The sequence below is a fragment of the Williamsia herbipolensis genome (assembly GCF_000964005.1).
GTDB classification, from domain to species: Bacteria; Actinomycetota; Actinomycetes; order Mycobacteriales; family Mycobacteriaceae; genus Williamsia_A; species Williamsia_A herbipolensis.
The window spans coordinates 23,492-39,613 of record NZ_JXYP01000035.1 but is presented as its reverse complement, the minus strand read 5'-3'; the positions used below and the strand labels follow the sequence as shown (position 1 = coordinate 39,613).

Here is a 16,122-nt window from a genome sequence, read left to right as displayed (position 1 = left end):
GAGTGGGGCAACCGCCCCGGCTCGTATGACGGCGTTCGACTCGCGGATGCCAACGATGAAAGGAACGCACTGTGGCAACGCAGGTTGATATCGAGGGGATGAACGCGGCCATCAACAAGGCCAAGGATGTGCACCAGCAGATGGTCGGCCTGCTCGCGCGCGTCAACTCCACCGTGAGTGAGTCCAGTGGAGTCTGGAAGGGTGCCGCACAGGCTGCCTTCATGAACGTGACCTCGGAGTACCACCAGGCCGCGACGAAGATGAACACCTCGATGGACGAGATGATCAGCATGCTCAACCAGAACATGAACCAGTACTCCTCGCAGGAGGAGCAGGCGCAGAGCTCGATCAAGTCCGCCGGCGGCGGTCTGAACACCGCAGTCTGACGCCCACCCCACCATTACAGGAGAACATCATGGGACAGATCCATTACGACTACGCCGGCATCGAAGGCCTGCTGTCGCAGGCCAAGAATGAGCAGGCCCAGCTCGTGCAGATGACCGAAGAGATGAACGGCATCCGCAACCAGACCGCGTCGCTGTGGGAGGACCCCGCATCGGCCGAGGCCTTCCAGGCCGTCTACCAGAAGTGGATTCAGGGCTCGCACGAGGTGCAGCAGGTCCTCGCCTCGATCGTCACCGCCGCGGGCTCGGGCAACTCGGACATGCAGTCCACCAACAGCTCGATCGCCAGCGGCTGGGGCTGATCGACACCGCACCACGAACGCTCAACGGGCGGCGCTCCTCTCACGAGGTGCGTCGCCCGTTGCGTCGGGGAACGGCGTTCAGGCGTCGTCAGGCGGATTCGAGTGACGCCCCGGGGGCGGGTTGCTGTGTCGGCCGATACGAGAGTGCTGATCGGTCGGTGGACCGTCGTCGCGCGGCTCGGGCCGCACGAATGCGGGCATGTCCCTCGTAGGCGGCATCTGCTGCGGCCGGTCGAAACCGGGACCCGGCGCGTATGGGCCCTGCGGACGAAGGCCGGGACCACCCGGGCCAGGGCCGTTCGGACCGGGGCCGCCCGGGCCGGGACCGGAGGTGAACGGCGCAGGGCGTCGAGGTCCCTGATCCCCCTGCGGTGGAACGGATCCGCTGCGGGGGTCGTCGAAACGATCCTGTGGCCGTTGCGGTGTCGCGGAGACCGGTACGGGCGGCCGGGGAGCACGTAATCCCTCGATGAGGTTGTTCTCGGCCGGTACCGACACCAACGTCAGCGCCATCGCCCCCGAGGAGGTGACGAGGTAGATGCGGCTCGTCGACGAGGCATCCTGGTAGACGGCGACGTCTGCGGTCTCGCCCAGGGGCGTCACCTCACCGGTCTCACGGTGCACCCGGATGTGGGTGGTGATGGTCTGATCCTCGGTCGCCTGCCTGCTGTCGAGAAGGCAGACGGTGTAGGTGTTCGTCGGGTATCGCTGGTCGGTGGCGTTGGCCGAGATGAACAGGGTGCGGGCGTCATTGACCCCTTCGGACAGCGCGCGCCACGTCTCGGGTCGGTCGGTGCGGACGAGGATCCGCGCCCCCAGGGCGATCGCACGCACCGCGATCTGCAGCATGAGATACGGGTCGCCGTAGAGGTCGACGCGTCGCACGTCGGGGCCGAAGAGGGGCACGGCCACCGCCGACCCCGCCTGATCGGCGCCGATGAGTTGTCCGCAGCCGCCGTCGGGCACCACCGTGGCGTCGAGCGCGGCGAGATCTCCGACGGAGACGGGCATCCGTCGCACCCGGGGTCGGTGCGCGGGAACCGATGCGGCGATCGCCGGCTCCTGTTGCCCGGCCAGCGATTCGAGGCCTTCGGGAACGGCGAGCTGCAGGTCGCCGACCGAGCCGTAGCGGACGACGGTGGACAGCTCGAACTCGTCGGGGCCGTCGTGGGTGATTGTCGTCGAGGTCGTCGTCGACAGCGCGGTGGTCGACCAGATGTCGGTGAGGATCTGTGCGTCGAGTGCTCCCGGGACCGCCCAGGCGCTCGCTCTGTACGACCCGTACCGCACCTCGTCCCAATCTTCCTCGGCGGAATCGACCGGCGCGCCGTCGAGCAGACGACCGGTCATGGCGGTGATCTCGCCGGCGGTGAGGATGCGGGTGCGGTAGCCCTCGCGGGCCAGGTGGTTCCCGACCCGTCGTGTGGCCGTGATCGCGGTGCGTATCACACCGGTCGACCCGCCGCCGCGTGAGGCGATCGCGTCGGGGCACTGCAACGGGTTGAGCCGCAACACGATCCACACATCCTGTTCGGGGACGGCGGGCAGGCTGCCGGTGAGGCTCTGGTACGGCCCGGCGACGTGCGATGCGCTGCGGGTGCGCCAGCCGTGGGCGACGACGTCGATCGACTCGAGCTCGATGTCGAACTGCCGCAGGGCCCGCGCGACGACGCCGAGCTTGAGCCCGGAGCCGCTGACGACGGTCTGGGTGGGGCTCAGGACGCTCGGTGCGACGGGTCGGGAGAGGCGGATGACGGAGATGAGCCGTCCGTCGACCCAACGCAGTCCCATCAGGGTGCGGTCGGTCGTCGGGACATCGAACGGCATCGGTGGGTCGTCGGACTCGCCGACGCGGCGACGAACGAAACGGATGCGGCGGCGCAGCCGACCCCACACCGAGATGAACCCGCGCGTCGAGATCGCCAACGCCGCGCCGATGACCCCGACCGCGAGAGCCGCGGCCGCGGAGGGCATCTGGGCGACGCCGACCACGCGGAGCACCGCGTAGAGAGCTATCGCGACGATCTCGGCGACGGCGATCGATGACAGGGGTAACGCGGAGGTGAGCCCCCCGCTCCGTGGCCGGGTACCCGGCCCAGCCGATTCCACCACGTCGAGTACCTTAACAGCAGTAATTTCTCGACTTGATGACTGTACGAATGCCGGTATCGGCGCACGCCACGGCGCGCGACGAGCATCGACACCGATTGCGGGGGTGGCAGCCGATCATGGCCCAGAGGACCACGAAGTCCCAGGTCAGTGGTTACCGATTCCTGCTGCGTCGTCTCGAGCACGCCCTGGTGCGGCGCGACGTGCGGATGATCCACGACCCGATGAGCGGTCACGTCAAGGCACTCGTCGTCGGCCTCGTGCTGACGCTGGTGGTGCTCGGTGGCGCGGTGGCGCTCTCGTTCTTCAAGCCCCAGGGATCCGTCGGTGATTCGAAGGTGCTCATCAGCAAGCAGTCCGGTCAGCTCTACGTCCTCCTCGGCGACCAACTGCATCCCGCGCTGAACCTCGCGTCCGCGCGTCTGGCGGCCGGCGTCGACGAGAACCCGAACTCGGTGAGCGACAAGATCCTGTCGAAGTACACCCGCGGGCCGCAGCTGGGCATCGCGGGCGCGCCGAGCAGCCTGGCGGCGAAGGGGGCGCCGGGCCGGTCGATCTGGACGGTCTGCGACCGCCTCGACGAGCCGCGGAACCCCGACGGCCAACCGACTGTCGGTGTCGTGGCCGGGCCCCCGACCGCCTTGTCGACCACCCGGGGCATCGGTCCCGACGACGCGATGCTGGTCCGCAACGGCGAGGACGCCTACCTCATCTACCGCAACACCCGCGCCGCCATCGATCCCGCCGACAGCGCGGTGCGCCAGACGTTCGGCCTGCAGGACGCATCGGCCCGGTCGGTGAGCAACGCGGTGCTCGACGCGATCCCTCCGTCGCGGCCGATCGTCGCGCCGACCATCGCCGACGCCGGACGGCCGAGTTCCTTCACTCTCAACGGGGCACGGATCGGATCCATCGTCACCGCCACGAGCCTCGACAACTCCGGCGGCACCACCTCGAAGCTCTACGTGGTGCTCAAAGACGGTGTGCAACAGATCTCGCCGCTGGTGGGTGATCTGATCCGCGCGAAGCAGGCGATCAGCGACAGGCCCATCGAGGTGCCGCTCAACGCGCTGACAACGGTCCCGACGGTCGACGAGCTGGCGGTGTCCGGATACCCCGCCACCGCCCCCCGGCTCGTCGACGGGACCGCCGACAAGGCGCTGTGCCTGGGGTGGACGAAGAACGGCGACGACGCCGCCTCGATCGGGCTGTCGCTCGGGCCGGACTTCCCGGTCGCCAATCCCACCTCGATGGTCCCGACGGTCGGCGCGACCGGTGACGGACTCAGCGCCGACGTCGCCTACATCCCGCCCGGCAGCGGCTATTTCGTGCGCACCACCGGCGTCGACGCGAACAGCACCCGCTCCGCCTCGGACTTCCTCGTCACCGACACCGGTGTGCGATACGGGGTGCCCGCATCGTCGGCGTCGCCCCTGGGCATGCCCGATCCGCTCGCCGCGCCCTACGCGATCGTCGCGCTGCTGCCGCCCGGACCCACGTTGGCCCAGAACGCGGCCCTCACCGCGCGCGACGACCTCGCCCCCACCGGCGGCAGTTGATGATTCGCGTGCGGGTGGCGGTGGTGACCGGTGTCGTCGCCGTCGCACTGACGACCGCCGGTTGCGGTTCGGCCGCCGAGCCCTCGGCCACCCCGCAGTCGTCGTCGGTGTCGGTGCAGTCCTCGACGTCGAGGACGCCGAGTCCCGCCGAGCAGTCCGCAGCCGCGGAGCTGGAGAAGGCGATCGGCGCGACCCGCGATCAGGCGTTCCTGGGCATCTTGCAGATCTCGTCGCTCCAGTACGGCGACCTCAAGTTCGCCGACGATGCGACCCTCGTCGCCACCGCTCAGGAGGTGTGCGCCGACCTGGCGTCCGGTGCATCGCGCGCCTCGGTCGTCGCCGACATGTCACAGAGCTACGGCGGCGACACCCGTCGCGCCGACTACTTCGTCACTCAGGCGACGTCGACGTTCTGTCCGAGGTGACCACCCCTCGAAGGCTCAGCGTGGGCGCGTCGTCGGAGTCGTCGGCGGCGTATCTGTGGTGTCGAGATTGAGGCCGCCGAGGACGGTGGGCGCAACGTCGTCCTGCGCGCCCACGATCTCCTCGCCGTTCTCGGTCGACCGGAGGTAGCGCGCCGACTTGTGGGACTTGCCGTCCTCGCCGCCCCCGCCCGGACGTGCACCACCCATCGGCGTCGCGCCCGTCGCAGCGGGGTTGGCCCGCGAATTCGACAACGCGCCCTGCTCGGCTGCCATGGCGCGCTCGGCTGCAGTCATCGCTGATGCCCCACGAGCTGACAGCGCCTGCTTCTCGGCTGCTGCGAGTCCGGCACCTCCTGCCGAGCCGCCTCCCCCGGCGCCACCGCCGCCGGCCGCTTTGGCCGCCGCCTGAGCCGCGGCGCGCTTGGCCTGTTCCGCGGCCGCCTTCTCGGCCGAACTCATCGATCCGACCCCCGCTGAGTTTGTGCCCAGTCCGCCACGGGTGAGACCTTGGCCGGCCTCGCCGGCCTTCGACGCGGCTGATTGCGCTGCGGCGGCAGGACTGCCCGATCCAGATTGCGACGGCCCGCCCGCAGGTGGTGTGTTCGCCGGATTGTTCGCGGTCTTCGCGGCTGATGCTGCGTCCGCCGTTGCGCGGCGCTGCAGGGCGGCCGCGGCGTCGGAACCACCGCCACCACCACCGCCACCGCTGCTGGAACCACTGGCGCCGCCACCGCTCGCACCCCCGCCGCCCGAGAACGGCGCCGCAGCAAACGTGGGTCCGCTTCCACCATTGTTGGGGCCCATTCCGGGGAGGAAGAGGGGAGTGGTCCCCACAGGGCTGCTCGGGTCGGAGATGTTCGAGAGGCCGCCGCTGATGGCGGTCACAGCGGGGTTGTAGGTACCGTCGATGGCCATCCGGGCGGCCTGGTCGTAGCTTTGCTGTACCTGGAGCTTCGTCTCCGGGGGTGCCGCGCCCATAGCTGTCGCGCGGCCCCCTTCCAACTGCTGGATCGCCGACTTCGAGTTGCCGAGACCGGTCGCCCAGACGTTGATCGCACCCGAATTGGCGTGCGATTGGTCGGCGATACCCTGCACGTTGGTGGTGAACTCGGTGAGCTTTCCTCGCATCGTGTCCGCGAGATAGCCGTTCCATGTGGGACCGCCGAGAAGTTTCTGGAAAACGCCGTTGAAGCCCGCGATCGCGGTGTTCAACGAGTCGGCAACCTGCTGCCACTGCTCGGCGAGTCTCGTCAGAGTCGCTGCGTCCGACGGATTCAGGGCCGCGAGGATGGCATCGAGTGTCAGCCCCCCCGAGGCCTCCGGCGATGCGTTCGTCGGAAATTTGCCCGCCGCATCCGCTCCGGGGGATTTTGGAGCCTCGGGCGGCGCGGCCAGCAGACCGGGCAACCCGCCACTCACACCGAGCGGGCTCTGCTGCTGGTGGACTGTGCCGTTCACCAACCCGTTGATGAGCGGTCCGATTCCGGGCGTCGACGTCGTCCCGCTGGAGGTCGGGGGCGCACCGCCGGTCATGATCCCCGACAGATCGGGCGGTGGGCTTGCTGACGGCTTTGGACTTCGAATCGCCGCGGCCGATTCGTCCTCTTGTCCGTCGATAATGTTCCCCGCAGCGCGCACCGAAGATTGAATTTTCTCAAGTGCCGTTTGAAGTCGGATTATTGCTTCAGTCGCGATCTTCCCTAAGGCGATCAGGGCTGCACGTATGGCGGAACCCGATGGGAAGCCTCCGCATCCTTCGACCAGTTCTAGCTGTCGCACCAAGTTCGTTAGCTGTGCTATCGCGTCGCGAATAACGGACGCGGCATTCTCCAACTGCTCGGCCGCCTCCGTGCTGAAGGTAACCTGATCGCCGCTCATGGCGTGCTCCGCATCTGAGACGGACTTTTCGGCATGAAGGGCGCAATTTCCTGTGCAGCACTAATTGCGCGTTCACATGTATTTGCCTTGTAACCCGGGTTGATATCGAAACTGATCACTGCGGCCCCGTAAAACGTTCCCCACGCGACCCGGCAATTCTCGTAACCGCGACCATCGTTCAGATCGACGCCAGTATCTTGAAATGCCGTTCCTCTCAGAGATGACGCAATCTCAACGTTGCTCCTGAAAATTCTGTTCTCCGGCCGAGTCAATAACTCGCGTATATTATTAACGTATATGGCCGCATTAATGCTGAAGGTGAGCTCACCCAACGGCGGTTGAATTACGCAGCCTTGTGTTATCAGGCGGGTGCCGGTAAATCCCTTTTTCTTTCGTGTCGCACCCAGTTGTTGAACGACCGAGTCGGGGATGAATTGACATATGTCGGGGAGATGATCGATATAGGGGCTCTTGTTAATCGGCACTGTGGTCACGACCCCGGTCATGTCCTTGGTCGAGTTGAGGTCGAGGACGCTGTCTTTCTCGACGCCCGCCGGGACCGACGCCGACGCGGCGACCGAGCTCGGACTGGGATTACTCAACGACGCAACCGGGGCGTTGTCGGTGCCATCGGAGCTGCAGGCAGCGATGCCGAGAACCGCTACTAACCCCAGTGCGGACACGCCGATGTTTCGCGTCAGGGTGCCACGCTTGTGCCTGTGCATCGTGTCTCGTTCCTCAAATCGCTGTCTGTTTGTGTCGCTTGCGGAGAAGGTTGATCACGCGGTTGAGCATCTTCGTCAGGGTAATGGAATCGACGGGCATCGCGGCCCCGGGATCGTCGATGATCAACAGGTAGCGACCATCATCAGGAATGTCTCGGAAGCGCAGCTCCAGAGATGAGGGGCGGCGGCCATCGGTGATGGATCCCACCTGTACGCGAAGACTTCCGCAGGTTGTCGGCGTGACTGTCGATTCGAATGCGGCCGTCGCCACGTCTGATCGTGCTGCCACCACCACGGGGATGGTGGACTCGGCCAGGAGCGGCTCCTGTCGAAACGTGACCGCGAGGTCGGCGGGGAGACGTCCTGCACCGCTCGATGGCGGCAGCATCTCAACGACCGTGCCGGGCAGCGAATTCGAAGGAACGCGTGAGATAGTGACGTCGCCACCCTCGCTGATATGCGCGCCGACCTGCTGACGCGCGACGTACGCGTATTCCGCCCCGACACTCCATGCCGCGGTGAGATGGAGGTGATGGATCGGATCTGCGAAGTCGCGGGTCGCGTCGATCCCGGCAACCCCGATCGACACGTAAGGGCGGGTGAAAGCCGCCATGGCCTCGAGACGGCCTCCGGTCAACGGCGCGTTCTCGAGATCGATTCGCCGCCGTTCGAGATCGACGCCGGGGGTGCCTACGGGAAGTAGGTCAGGAGGGAACTCCGACCCGTCCTGTTGCTCCCAGAGGAGCCGGAAGTCCGTTGTGCTCAGCGCCCAGTCGCTGTTGGACATCAGTAGTCGGTGCCCTCACGGAGTCGACGACGGTCGCCGTTGCGGTTGCGCATGAGCGCCCATGACGCCACCGCGAGCGCCAGCGCCAGCAGCGACACCCCGATGGCGATGTTCCGTGGCGTGTGGTCGGGTGCAGGTGCGGCGGCCGGAGGGGTGATCTTCTCGGCGGCATAGATGTTGCGGGTGTCGCCGGTACGGGGATCGGCGACGTCGGCGCCGGCGACGGTGGTGTCGGGTGTCGTGGTGGTCAACGCGGTCACCGGATCGATGAGTCCGTAGCCGACGGCGTTGTCGCGACCGTCCGACGGATGGTGTGCGGTCCGGGTGATGCGGTCGATCACCTGCGCGGCGGTCAGCTGCGGGAAGCGCGCCTTGATCAACGCGGCCAGACCGGCCACATAGGGAGCGGCGTAACTGGTGCCGTTGATCGGCTGCGACTTCCCCTGGAGTTGGATCGCGTCGATGACCGGGGGGTTGGTGGAGATGTTCAGCGACACCTGGTCGGTCCCGGGTGCGGCCACCGTCACCCAGGGCCCGGCGAGGGAGAAGTTCGACGGACGGCCGTCGGGGTCGACCGACGCCACCGACACGACGTACGGCGAGAAGTACGCCGGCGACGACTGGGTGAGCACCGACGCCCACGGGTTGGCCAGTCGCGCCCCGTTGGCGCCGGGGTTCTGGGTCGTGCAGTTCTGGTCCTGGGTCGAGAGGTTGCCGGCCGCGGCGACCACGACCACGTTGCGACTGAAGGCGTATTTGACGGCGGCACCGAGGGATTGGTCGCGCATCGGCACGTTCACCGGGAAGCAGGCGGTCTCGGAGATGTTGATGACGTCGGCCCCGAGGTTGACCGCGCGGATCACGGCGCGGGCCAGGGTGGTGACGTTGCCGTACCCGGTGGCGTTGATCGGGGTGTCGGAGCCGGCCTCGCGTGCGTCGGCGGGGGCGTAGGACTCCGACGTCTGTCGGATCGCGATGACCTGCGCGTCGGGCGCGACACCGGCGAACCCGTCACCCGACGACTGCTTGCCCGCAGCGATCCCGGCCACGATGGTGCCGTGTCCGTCGCAGTCACGGGTGCCGTCGCCGGTGGACACGTAGTCGCCGCCGGCGATCACCGACAGGCGCGGGTGGCGGAACACGCCGGTGTCGATGACCGCGATCTTCTGTCCGGCACCCTTGGAGAACTCCCAGGCCTTGGCGATGTCGAGGGAGACCAGACCGGCGGGGGGAGAGACGAAGTCGCCGCGCGTCGCGATCTCGGTGGCACACACCGCGGTCTGCTTGGTCGCCACGAGCGGCGCGACGGGACCTTCGCGTGGGATCGGTCCGGTGATGACCGGCGGGAGTTCTCTCGCGATGCCGGGCAGGGCCTGGGCCGGCGCGACGGCGACCAACGGTGCGCCGACACCGATGGCGGCCACCAGCACGAGACGCGCGAGACGTCCCGCGGGACCGATCGTCACAAGCCTCGGGCCAGCGAGTACACGCCGATCACCCACGCCGCCAACGGAACCGTGACCGCGATGATGAGGTACTCGATGAACTCGCCGATCCGCCGCAGCACCGGGGAGAACTCCATCGACGGGGTGACCACGCCGAACGCGAACGCCGCCAGCGCCACGAGCATGCCCAGGCCGATGGCCCACACGGTCCACTCGCCACCCGCGACGGTCTGCACGCCGAGCACCGCGAGCAGTCCGACCCCGCCGAGCGAGATCAGCCCGGTGGCCTGCACGAGGTCGGAATGCGAGCGTCCGCGAAGGACCAACGCCATCGACACCAGCAGTCCGAGGACCGTGCTCTGCCAGGAGAAGTCGGGGTGCGGGACGGCGCCGAGGACGGCGGCACCGACGACGACGGCGCCGGCACCGATCATCATCCCGGACATGTGTGCGTTGGCGGCCTTGGCGCGGACCTCCAGGGCGGTGGCCTCGGGCAGCGCGACCGCACCGATCGCCGCGACACCGGCGTTGACGTTCGCGGTGGCCGGGGAATCGATCGCGTCGAGCGAGGCGCCCGCGGCGGGCACCGCCGGGATGGGCAGGCGCACCAGCAGGATCGTCAGGCGCGGGGCCAACAGCGCGACCATCAGCGCGATCACGGTCACGATGGCGGCGGTCTCGCGGGCACTCTCGCCCGACAGCACCGCGATGAGCCCGCCGATCGTGACGAGCAGCGAGGTGGTGGCCAGGGCGAGGTGGGTGAACGGTTCGCCGGTGGTGGTGCGCATCGCCACGATCGCGACGAGCGTCGAGACCCCGGCGCCCAGCAGGATGTTGGCGGCGTTGTCGTCCCCGGGGAGTACGGCGAAGCACCCGACGAACACCGCGAGGCAGGAACCGGTGGTGAGCGCGGCGCCCACGAGTCGGTCGGGATGGGACGAGTTCCCGGCGATGAGTCCGGCGACGGCGAAGAGGAGGAAGGCGACGAAACCGATCGCGGCGACGTCGTAGCGGTGGTCGCTCCACGTGGCGGCGATCGCGAGGCCGCTCGCCGACGTCGCGGCGACGAGGAACGCGATCACACCGAGCCATCGTGCGGCAGCGGGTGTCCAGGAATGGAACTCGCGGCGTGTGATGCCCGCGACGGCGTCGATGACGTCGTCGTAGACCGTGGCGAGCTCGGTCGTCGAGTCCGACCGCAACACCAGCAGATCGCCGTCGAGCACGCCGGACTCGGCCAGCGAGAGACCGTCGTCGAGCGGATCGTGGCCGACCTTGCCCAGCGTCCAGCGGACGGTGAGGTCGTCGGGGACCCGTTCGGGCTCACCGAACTGGTTGCGCAGCAACAGGCCTGCGAGCTCGGGGAGGAGCGACGCGACGGGGACGTCGGCGGGCAGGGCGACGTCGACCTGGGTGCGACCGGACAACACCGACACGCGACACAGTTCGGGTTCCACGGCGCGGGCGATACCCGCGGCGGCCGAGGGCGACAGTGAACTCGATGTGCGCGGCCCGGCCAGCACACCACCCGAACCGGCCGGGATGATGCCGCCCGCTGGAGCGGATCCCGGCGTCGATGTGGTCATGGAAGACCGCCCCTCCCTGTCATCTGTGCGAAACGTACGATAGCCGACGTCACGATTTCGTACACAGGGAGGGCGTCGATGACGACCGAGGGTTTTGTCCGTCGACCACGTCCGCCCCGCCCGCGTCTGCCCGGCGGTGAGCTGGCCGTTCAGCCGCCACCGGAGATCCCCCGCAACATCCCGGCGAGCATCCTCACGCGCCTGCTGCCGGTGGTGATGGTGGTCGCGATGGTCGGCATGATGGCTCTGTTCTTCACCGCCGGTTCCTCGGCACTGCGCAACCCGGTGACCCTGCTGTTCCCGATGATGATGCTGATGTCGATGGTCGGCATGTTCGCGACGGGCGGCAGCCGCGGCGGCGGCCAGCGGTCGGCCGAGCTGAACGAGGAACGCAAGGACTACCTGCGCTATCTCGGTCGCACCCGCGACGATGTCGAGGAGACCTCGCGCAATCAGCTCAAGGCCCTGCTGTGGTCGCATCCCGAGCCGGGGTCGATCCTGCCGGCCATCGGATCGCGACGGATGTGGGAACGTCGCACCGACGACAACGACTTCTGCCACGTCCGCCTCGGCATCGGTGCGCAGCGACTGGCCACGCGTCTCGCGCCGCCCGAGACCGGCCCGCTCGAGGACCTCGAGCCGGTGTCGATGATGGCGCTGCGACGCTTCGTCCGCATGCACTCGGTGGTGCGCGGGCTGCCCACGGCGATCTCGCTGCGCGCGTTCCCGGCCATCAACCTCGAGGGCGAGACCGCGAAGGTCAACGACCTGGTGCGATCGATCCTCCTGCAGCTGACCACCTTCCACGGACCCGACCTGGTCCGCGTCGCGGTCATCTGCGCCGACCCCGACAGCAGCGAGTGGTCGTGGGCGAAGTGGCTGCCGCATGTCGGACACCCCGAACGCCGCGACGGCGTGGGCAAGGTCCGCATGCTCTACCAGTCGCTGCGCGAGTTCGAATCCGACCACGACCTCGATCTGCAGGAGCGTCCGCGGTTCTCGCGCAACGCGACGCCGGTCGCCGGTCGCGCCCAGTGGCTGATCGTGGTCGCCGACGGTTACGTCGCCGGCGACGAACGCGTCATCAACGACGGCGGTCTCGACTCGGTGACCGTGCTCGACCTGACCGCGCCGAAGTTCGGGCTCGCCGCACGCAAGGGCACGCAGCTCGTCATCGAGGGACCGTCGGTCGGCGCGAAGTCGGCGTTCGGGGTCGAGAACTTCGCCGTGCACGACAGGGTGTCGGTGCCGATGGCCGAGGCCGTCGCACGACGCATGGCCCGCTACTCGCTCGCCACCGCCGCGCAGCTGGTGAACCTCGAACCCGACAGCGGCCCCCGCGATCCGGGCCTGATGCGCCTGCTGCACATCGGCGACGCCGCGACCATCGAACCCGACACCGTCTGGCGGACACGCAGTTCGCGCGAGCGTCTGCGGGTGCCGGTCGGGGTCACGCAGGACGGTCAACCCCTCGAGATCGACATCAAGGAGGCCGCCGAGAACGGCATGGGCCCGCACGGGCTGTGCATCGGCGCGACCGGATCGGGCAAGTCGGAGTTCCTGCGCACGCTCGTGCTGTCGATGGTGACCACGCACTCTCCTGATGCCTTGAACCTGGTCCTCGTCGACTTCAAGGGTGGTGCCACCTTCCTCGGTCTCGACGACCTGCCGCATGTCGCGGCGGTCATCACCAACCTCGAGGACGAGCTGGCGATGGTCGACCGCATGCGTGACGCCCTCGCGGGCGAGATGAACCGGCGACAGGAGGTGCTGCGCGCGTCGGGCAACTTCGCCAACGTCGCCGAGTACGAGAAGGCCCGCCTCAACGGCGCGCCGCTGCCGCCCCTGCCCGCCCTGTTCATCGTCGTCGACGAATTCTCCGAACTCCTCGCGCAGAAGCCCGATTTCGCCGAGCTGTTCGTGATGATCGGCCGCCTGGGTCGATCCCTGCAGATGCACCTGCTGCTCGCCTCGCAGCGCCTCGAGGAGGGCAAGCTCCGCGGACTCGACTCGCATCTGTCGTACCGGATCGGTCTGAAGACCTTCTCGGCCAGCGAATCCCGCACCGTGCTCGGCGTGCCCGATGCATACCACCTGCCGGCCATCCCCGGCTCGGCGTACCTCAAGTGCGACTCGTCGGATCCGTTGCGTTTCAACGCCTCCTACGTGTCGGGGCCCTACGTCGCGAGCCGCGCCGCGCGCACCCGCCGGGGTACCGCCGGACGCGGACCGGTGGTGCCCGTGCGGGCCTTCTCGGCCACCTCGGTCGCCGAGATCGCACCCCCGCCGGTGGTCGAGGAGATCGCCGCACCGGTCGAGGAGTCGGGTCCGATCCTGCGTGACGGTCGCACCGTCACCGAGCTGGACATGGTGGTGTCGCGACTCGAGGGCCACGGCCGCGCCGCCCACGAGGTGTGGCTGCCGCCGTTGGAGGACTCGACCCCGGTCGATCAGCTCGTCCCCGTGCGGGACTGGCGTGCGGCGGCCTCGAAGGAACACTCCTCGCTGCGACTGCCCATCGGCATCGTCGACCGCCCCTACGACCAGCGTCGCGACGTCCTCTTCGTCGACCTCGCCGGCGCGCAGGGCCACGTCGCGGTCATCGGTGGACCGCAGGCGGGCAAGTCGACGGCACTGCGCACGCTCATCGTCTCCGCGGCGGTGACCCACAGCCCGCTGCAGGTGCAGTTCTACTGTCTGGACTTCGGTGGCGGCACGCTCGCCGCACTGACCGGACTGCCTCATGTCGGGTCGGTGGCGACGCGACTCGAAGAGGATCGGGTGCGCCGCACCGTTGCCGAGGTCATGACCATCCTGCGTCGCCGGGAGAGTCGCTTCCGCGAACTCGGCATTGACTCCATGCAGGAGTTCCGCCGTCGCCGCGCCGCGGGCGATCCCGGGCTCGACGCCGACCAGTTCGGCGACGTGTTCCTCGTGGTCGACGGATGGGCCACCATCCGCGGCGAGTTCGAGTCGATCGAGGACCAGTTCAACGCGATCGCCACCCAGGGCCTCGCGTTCGGTGTGCACCTGGTGCTCGGTGCGTCGCGCTGGATGGAGATCCGCCCGGTCATCAAAGACCTGATCGGCACGAGAGTGGAACTGCGACTGGGTGATCCGGCCGATTCCGAGGTGGACCGCAAGGTCGCCGCCACCGTCCCCATCGGCCGTCCGGGCCGCGGGTTGAGCCCCGACAAGCTGCACATGCTCATCGGTATCCCCCGCCTCGACGGATCCTCGAGCACCGAGGACCTCTCGGTCGGTGTCGCGGCGGCGGTCGAGCAGGTCGCGGCGTTCTACCCCGACCAGGGTGCGCCCGCGGTGCGGATGCTGCCGGAGACGATCGACCGCGGCGCTCTTCTCGACGCCGCCTACGCCGGTCGCGACCGACGACCCTCGCAGGTGTTGCTCGGTGTCGACGAGGCCGAACTCGCCCCGGTGTTCGTCGATTTCGCGGCCCAGCCGCACTTCCTGCTGTTCGCCGACACCGAGAGCGGCAAGACCAATGCGATCCGCACCATCGTGCGGGGGCTAGTCGAGAACGGTCGCCCGGCCGACAACAAGATCGTGATGGTCGACTACCGGCGGTCGCTGCTCGGCGAGGTCGAGGGCAATCATCTCGCCGCCTACGCCACCTCGGCGCAGGCCCTCGGGTCGCTGGTGGCCGAGATCGCGACGCTGATGGAGTCGCGCGCCCCCGGACCCGACGTCACCCCGGCGCAACTGCGCGACCGTTCGTGGTGGCAGGGCCCCGATTTCTACATCGTGGTCGACGATTACGACATGGTCGCCGTCGCGACCGGTAACCCGTTGCTGCCGTTGCTCGATCTGCTCTCGCAGGCCCGCGACATCGGTCTGCACCTCATCGTCGCTCGGCGTTCCGGTGGTGCGTCTCGCGCCATGTTCGACCCGATCCTCGCGCGCCTGCGCGACCTGTCGGCCGACGGCCTGGTGATGAGCGCCTCGAAGGACGAGGGCGTGCTGCTCGGCATCACGAAGTGCGCGCCGCGCCCACCCGGCCGCGGCATGTTGGTGTCGCGTCGCGGAGAGGGACTCGTCCAGGTCGCCTGGACCGCTCCGAAGGAGTGACGCGCGTCAGCGTTCCTGTTCGGTCGGACGGATCAGGATCTCGTTGACCGCGACGTGATCGGGCCGGGTCACCATGTAGACGATCGCGTCGGCGATGTCCTCGGCGTGGAGTGGATCGCCCGTCGTGGCGTCGGGAGCCCCCTTGCCGCCACCGGTCGTCATCTCACTGCGCACCACCCCGGGCTCGACGACCCCGACACGGACGCGCTCGCCGACCAGCTCGCGGCGCAGTGCCTCGGAGAACGCGTTGACGGCGTGCTTGGTCGCGGAGTAGACGTTGCTCTCCGCGGTCGGCACGCGACGGCCCGCGAGCGAGCTGACCGTCACGATGTCGGCGACACCGCGCACATCGCCGGCCGCGGCCACCACGTGCGGCAGCGCCGCGTGGGTCGTGTTGAGCACGCCGCCGACGTTCACGTCGAGCATGCGGTGCCAGTCGTCGAGGTCGGCGTCGCGCGCGAGGCTGTTGGCGAGGAAACCGGCGTTGTTCACCAGGATGTCGATGCGGCCGAACTGCTCCGCGAGAGACGTCATCACCTCGGCGACCGCCGACGCGTCGGTCACGTCGACCTCGTGGGCGTGTGCGGTGCCGCCGTCGGATCCGATGGTGGCCACCAGCTCGTCGAGCCGGTCACGACGGCGTGCGAGCAGGACCACCGTCGCACCCTCGGCGGCGAGCGCCCGGGCGGTGGCCTCGCCGATCCCGCTCGAGGCGCCGGTCACCACGGCCACCGTCTCGCCCAATCGTGCTGATGCCATGCCGTCTACCTCCTGAGTTCACGAACGCGGTCGTACTCAACGACGGTCAGCCGA

At 68.5% G+C, this 16,122-nt stretch carries 12 protein-coding genes; 5 read left to right on the top strand and 7 right to left on the bottom strand.

All coding sequences use genetic code 11. The annotated features are described in order from the left end of the window. The first annotated feature begins 71 nt into the window (after positions 1 to 71). On the top strand, positions 72 to 386 hold the full coding sequence (locus TU34_RS18090) for a WXG100 family type VII secretion target (RefSeq protein ID WP_150116595.1): 315 nt from the start codon (positions 72 to 74) through the stop codon (positions 384 to 386). 29 nt (positions 387 to 415) lie between these two features. Continuing rightward, complete coding sequence (locus tag TU34_RS18085; RefSeq protein ID WP_045824306.1) at positions 416 to 706, top strand: WXG100 family type VII secretion target; 291 nt, start codon at positions 416 to 418, stop codon at positions 704 to 706. Positions 707 to 784: 78 nt separating this feature from the next. Here the strand turns inward: TU34_RS18085 and eccE are convergent, their stop codons facing one another. Further along, positions 785 to 2,818, bottom strand: coding sequence for a type VII secretion protein EccE (gene eccE, locus TU34_RS24515; protein WP_082080416.1), 2,034 nt, complete (start codon positions 2,816 to 2,818; stop codon positions 785 to 787). Between the two features lie 116 nt (positions 2,819 to 2,934). On the opposite strand from eccE, the gene eccB reads away from it, so the two are divergent. Together eccB and TU34_RS18070 are read left to right on the top strand one after the other, a co-directional pair. Further along, a complete protein-coding gene (gene eccB, locus TU34_RS18075) occupies positions 2,935 to 4,374 on the top strand; it encodes a type VII secretion protein EccB (protein WP_045824304.1) in 1,440 nt (479 codons plus the stop codon). 23 nt (positions 4,375 to 4,397) lie between these two features. Continuing rightward, positions 4,398 to 4,799 (top strand): DUF732 domain-containing protein, encoded by a 402-nt coding sequence (locus tag TU34_RS18070; protein ID WP_160298549.1) that lies wholly within the window; start codon positions 4,398 to 4,400, stop codon positions 4,797 to 4,799. A gap of 15 nt (positions 4,800 to 4,814) precedes the next feature. Here TU34_RS18070 and TU34_RS23680 read toward each other — a convergent pair whose 3' ends face one another. From TU34_RS23680 to eccD, 5 genes are read right to left on the bottom strand one after another with little or no spacing between them, the layout of a single operon-like run. Further along, positions 4,815 to 6,677, bottom strand: a complete 1,863-nt coding sequence (locus TU34_RS23680; RefSeq protein WP_150116593.1) for a hypothetical protein — start codon at positions 6,675 to 6,677, stop codon at positions 4,815 to 4,817. Further along, positions 6,674 to 7,402, bottom strand: a complete 729-nt coding sequence (locus tag TU34_RS23675; protein WP_150116592.1) for a hypothetical protein — start codon at positions 7,400 to 7,402, stop codon at positions 6,674 to 6,676. The genes TU34_RS23680 and TU34_RS23675 overlap by 4 nt, the downstream gene beginning before the upstream one ends. Positions 7,403 to 7,415: 13 nt before the next feature. Beyond that, positions 7,416 to 8,189, bottom strand: a complete 774-nt coding sequence (locus TU34_RS18060) for a hypothetical protein (RefSeq protein ID WP_045824301.1) — start codon at positions 8,187 to 8,189, stop codon at positions 7,416 to 7,418. Then, positions 8,189 to 9,655: a type VII secretion-associated serine protease mycosin gene (mycP, locus tag TU34_RS18055; protein ID WP_238981375.1), complete on the bottom strand. Its 1,467-nt coding sequence runs from the start codon at positions 9,653 to 9,655 to the stop codon at positions 8,189 to 8,191. The genes TU34_RS18060 and mycP overlap by 1 nt, the downstream gene beginning before the upstream one ends. Beyond that, positions 9,652 to 11,220, bottom strand: a complete 1,569-nt coding sequence (gene eccD, locus TU34_RS18050) for a type VII secretion integral membrane protein EccD (RefSeq protein ID WP_052689033.1) — start codon at positions 11,218 to 11,220, stop codon at positions 9,652 to 9,654. Before eccD ends, mycP begins: the two co-directional genes overlap by 4 nt. Positions 11,221 to 11,298: 78 nt before the next feature. Here eccD and TU34_RS18045 point away from each other — a divergent pair, with 78 nt between their 5' ends. Beyond that, positions 11,299 to 15,309 carry a type VII secretion protein EccC gene (locus TU34_RS18045; protein ID WP_045824300.1) on the top strand — a complete coding sequence of 1,337 codons (4,011 nt, stop codon included), beginning with the start codon at positions 11,299 to 11,301 and terminating at the stop codon, positions 15,307 to 15,309. 6 nt (positions 15,310 to 15,315) lie between these two features. Here the strand turns inward: TU34_RS18045 and TU34_RS18040 are convergent, their stop codons facing one another. Then, positions 15,316 to 16,068: an SDR family oxidoreductase gene (locus TU34_RS18040; protein WP_045824299.1), complete on the bottom strand. Its 753-nt coding sequence runs from the start codon at positions 16,066 to 16,068 to the stop codon at positions 15,316 to 15,318. Positions 16,069 to 16,122: the final 54 nt, after the last annotated feature.

Bases quoted from the DNA above. Each gene is read 5' to 3' on its own strand.
- eccB (WP_045824304.1), top strand. From the start codon at position 2,935: ATGGCCCAGAGGACCACGAAGTCCCAGGTCAGTGGTTACCGATTCCTG.
- eccD (WP_052689033.1), bottom strand. From the start codon at position 11,220: ATGACCACATCGACGCCGGGATCCGCTCCAGCGGGCGGCATCATCCCG.
- TU34_RS23680 (WP_150116593.1), bottom strand. From the start codon at position 6,677: ATGAGCGGCGATCAGGTTACCTTCAGCACGGAGGCGGCCGAGCAGTTG.
- TU34_RS23675 (WP_150116592.1), bottom strand. From the start codon at position 7,402: ATGCACAGGCACAAGCGTGGCACCCTGACGCGAAACATCGGCGTGTCC.
- TU34_RS18040 (WP_045824299.1), bottom strand. From the start codon at position 16,068: ATGGCATCAGCACGATTGGGCGAGACGGTGGCCGTGGTGACCGGCGCC.
- TU34_RS18045 (WP_045824300.1), top strand. From the start codon at position 11,299: ATGACGACCGAGGGTTTTGTCCGTCGACCACGTCCGCCCCGCCCGCGT.
- TU34_RS18085 (WP_045824306.1), top strand. From the start codon at position 416: ATGGGACAGATCCATTACGACTACGCCGGCATCGAAGGCCTGCTGTCG.
- TU34_RS18060 (WP_045824301.1), bottom strand. From the start codon at position 8,189: ATGTCCAACAGCGACTGGGCGCTGAGCACAACGGACTTCCGGCTCCTC.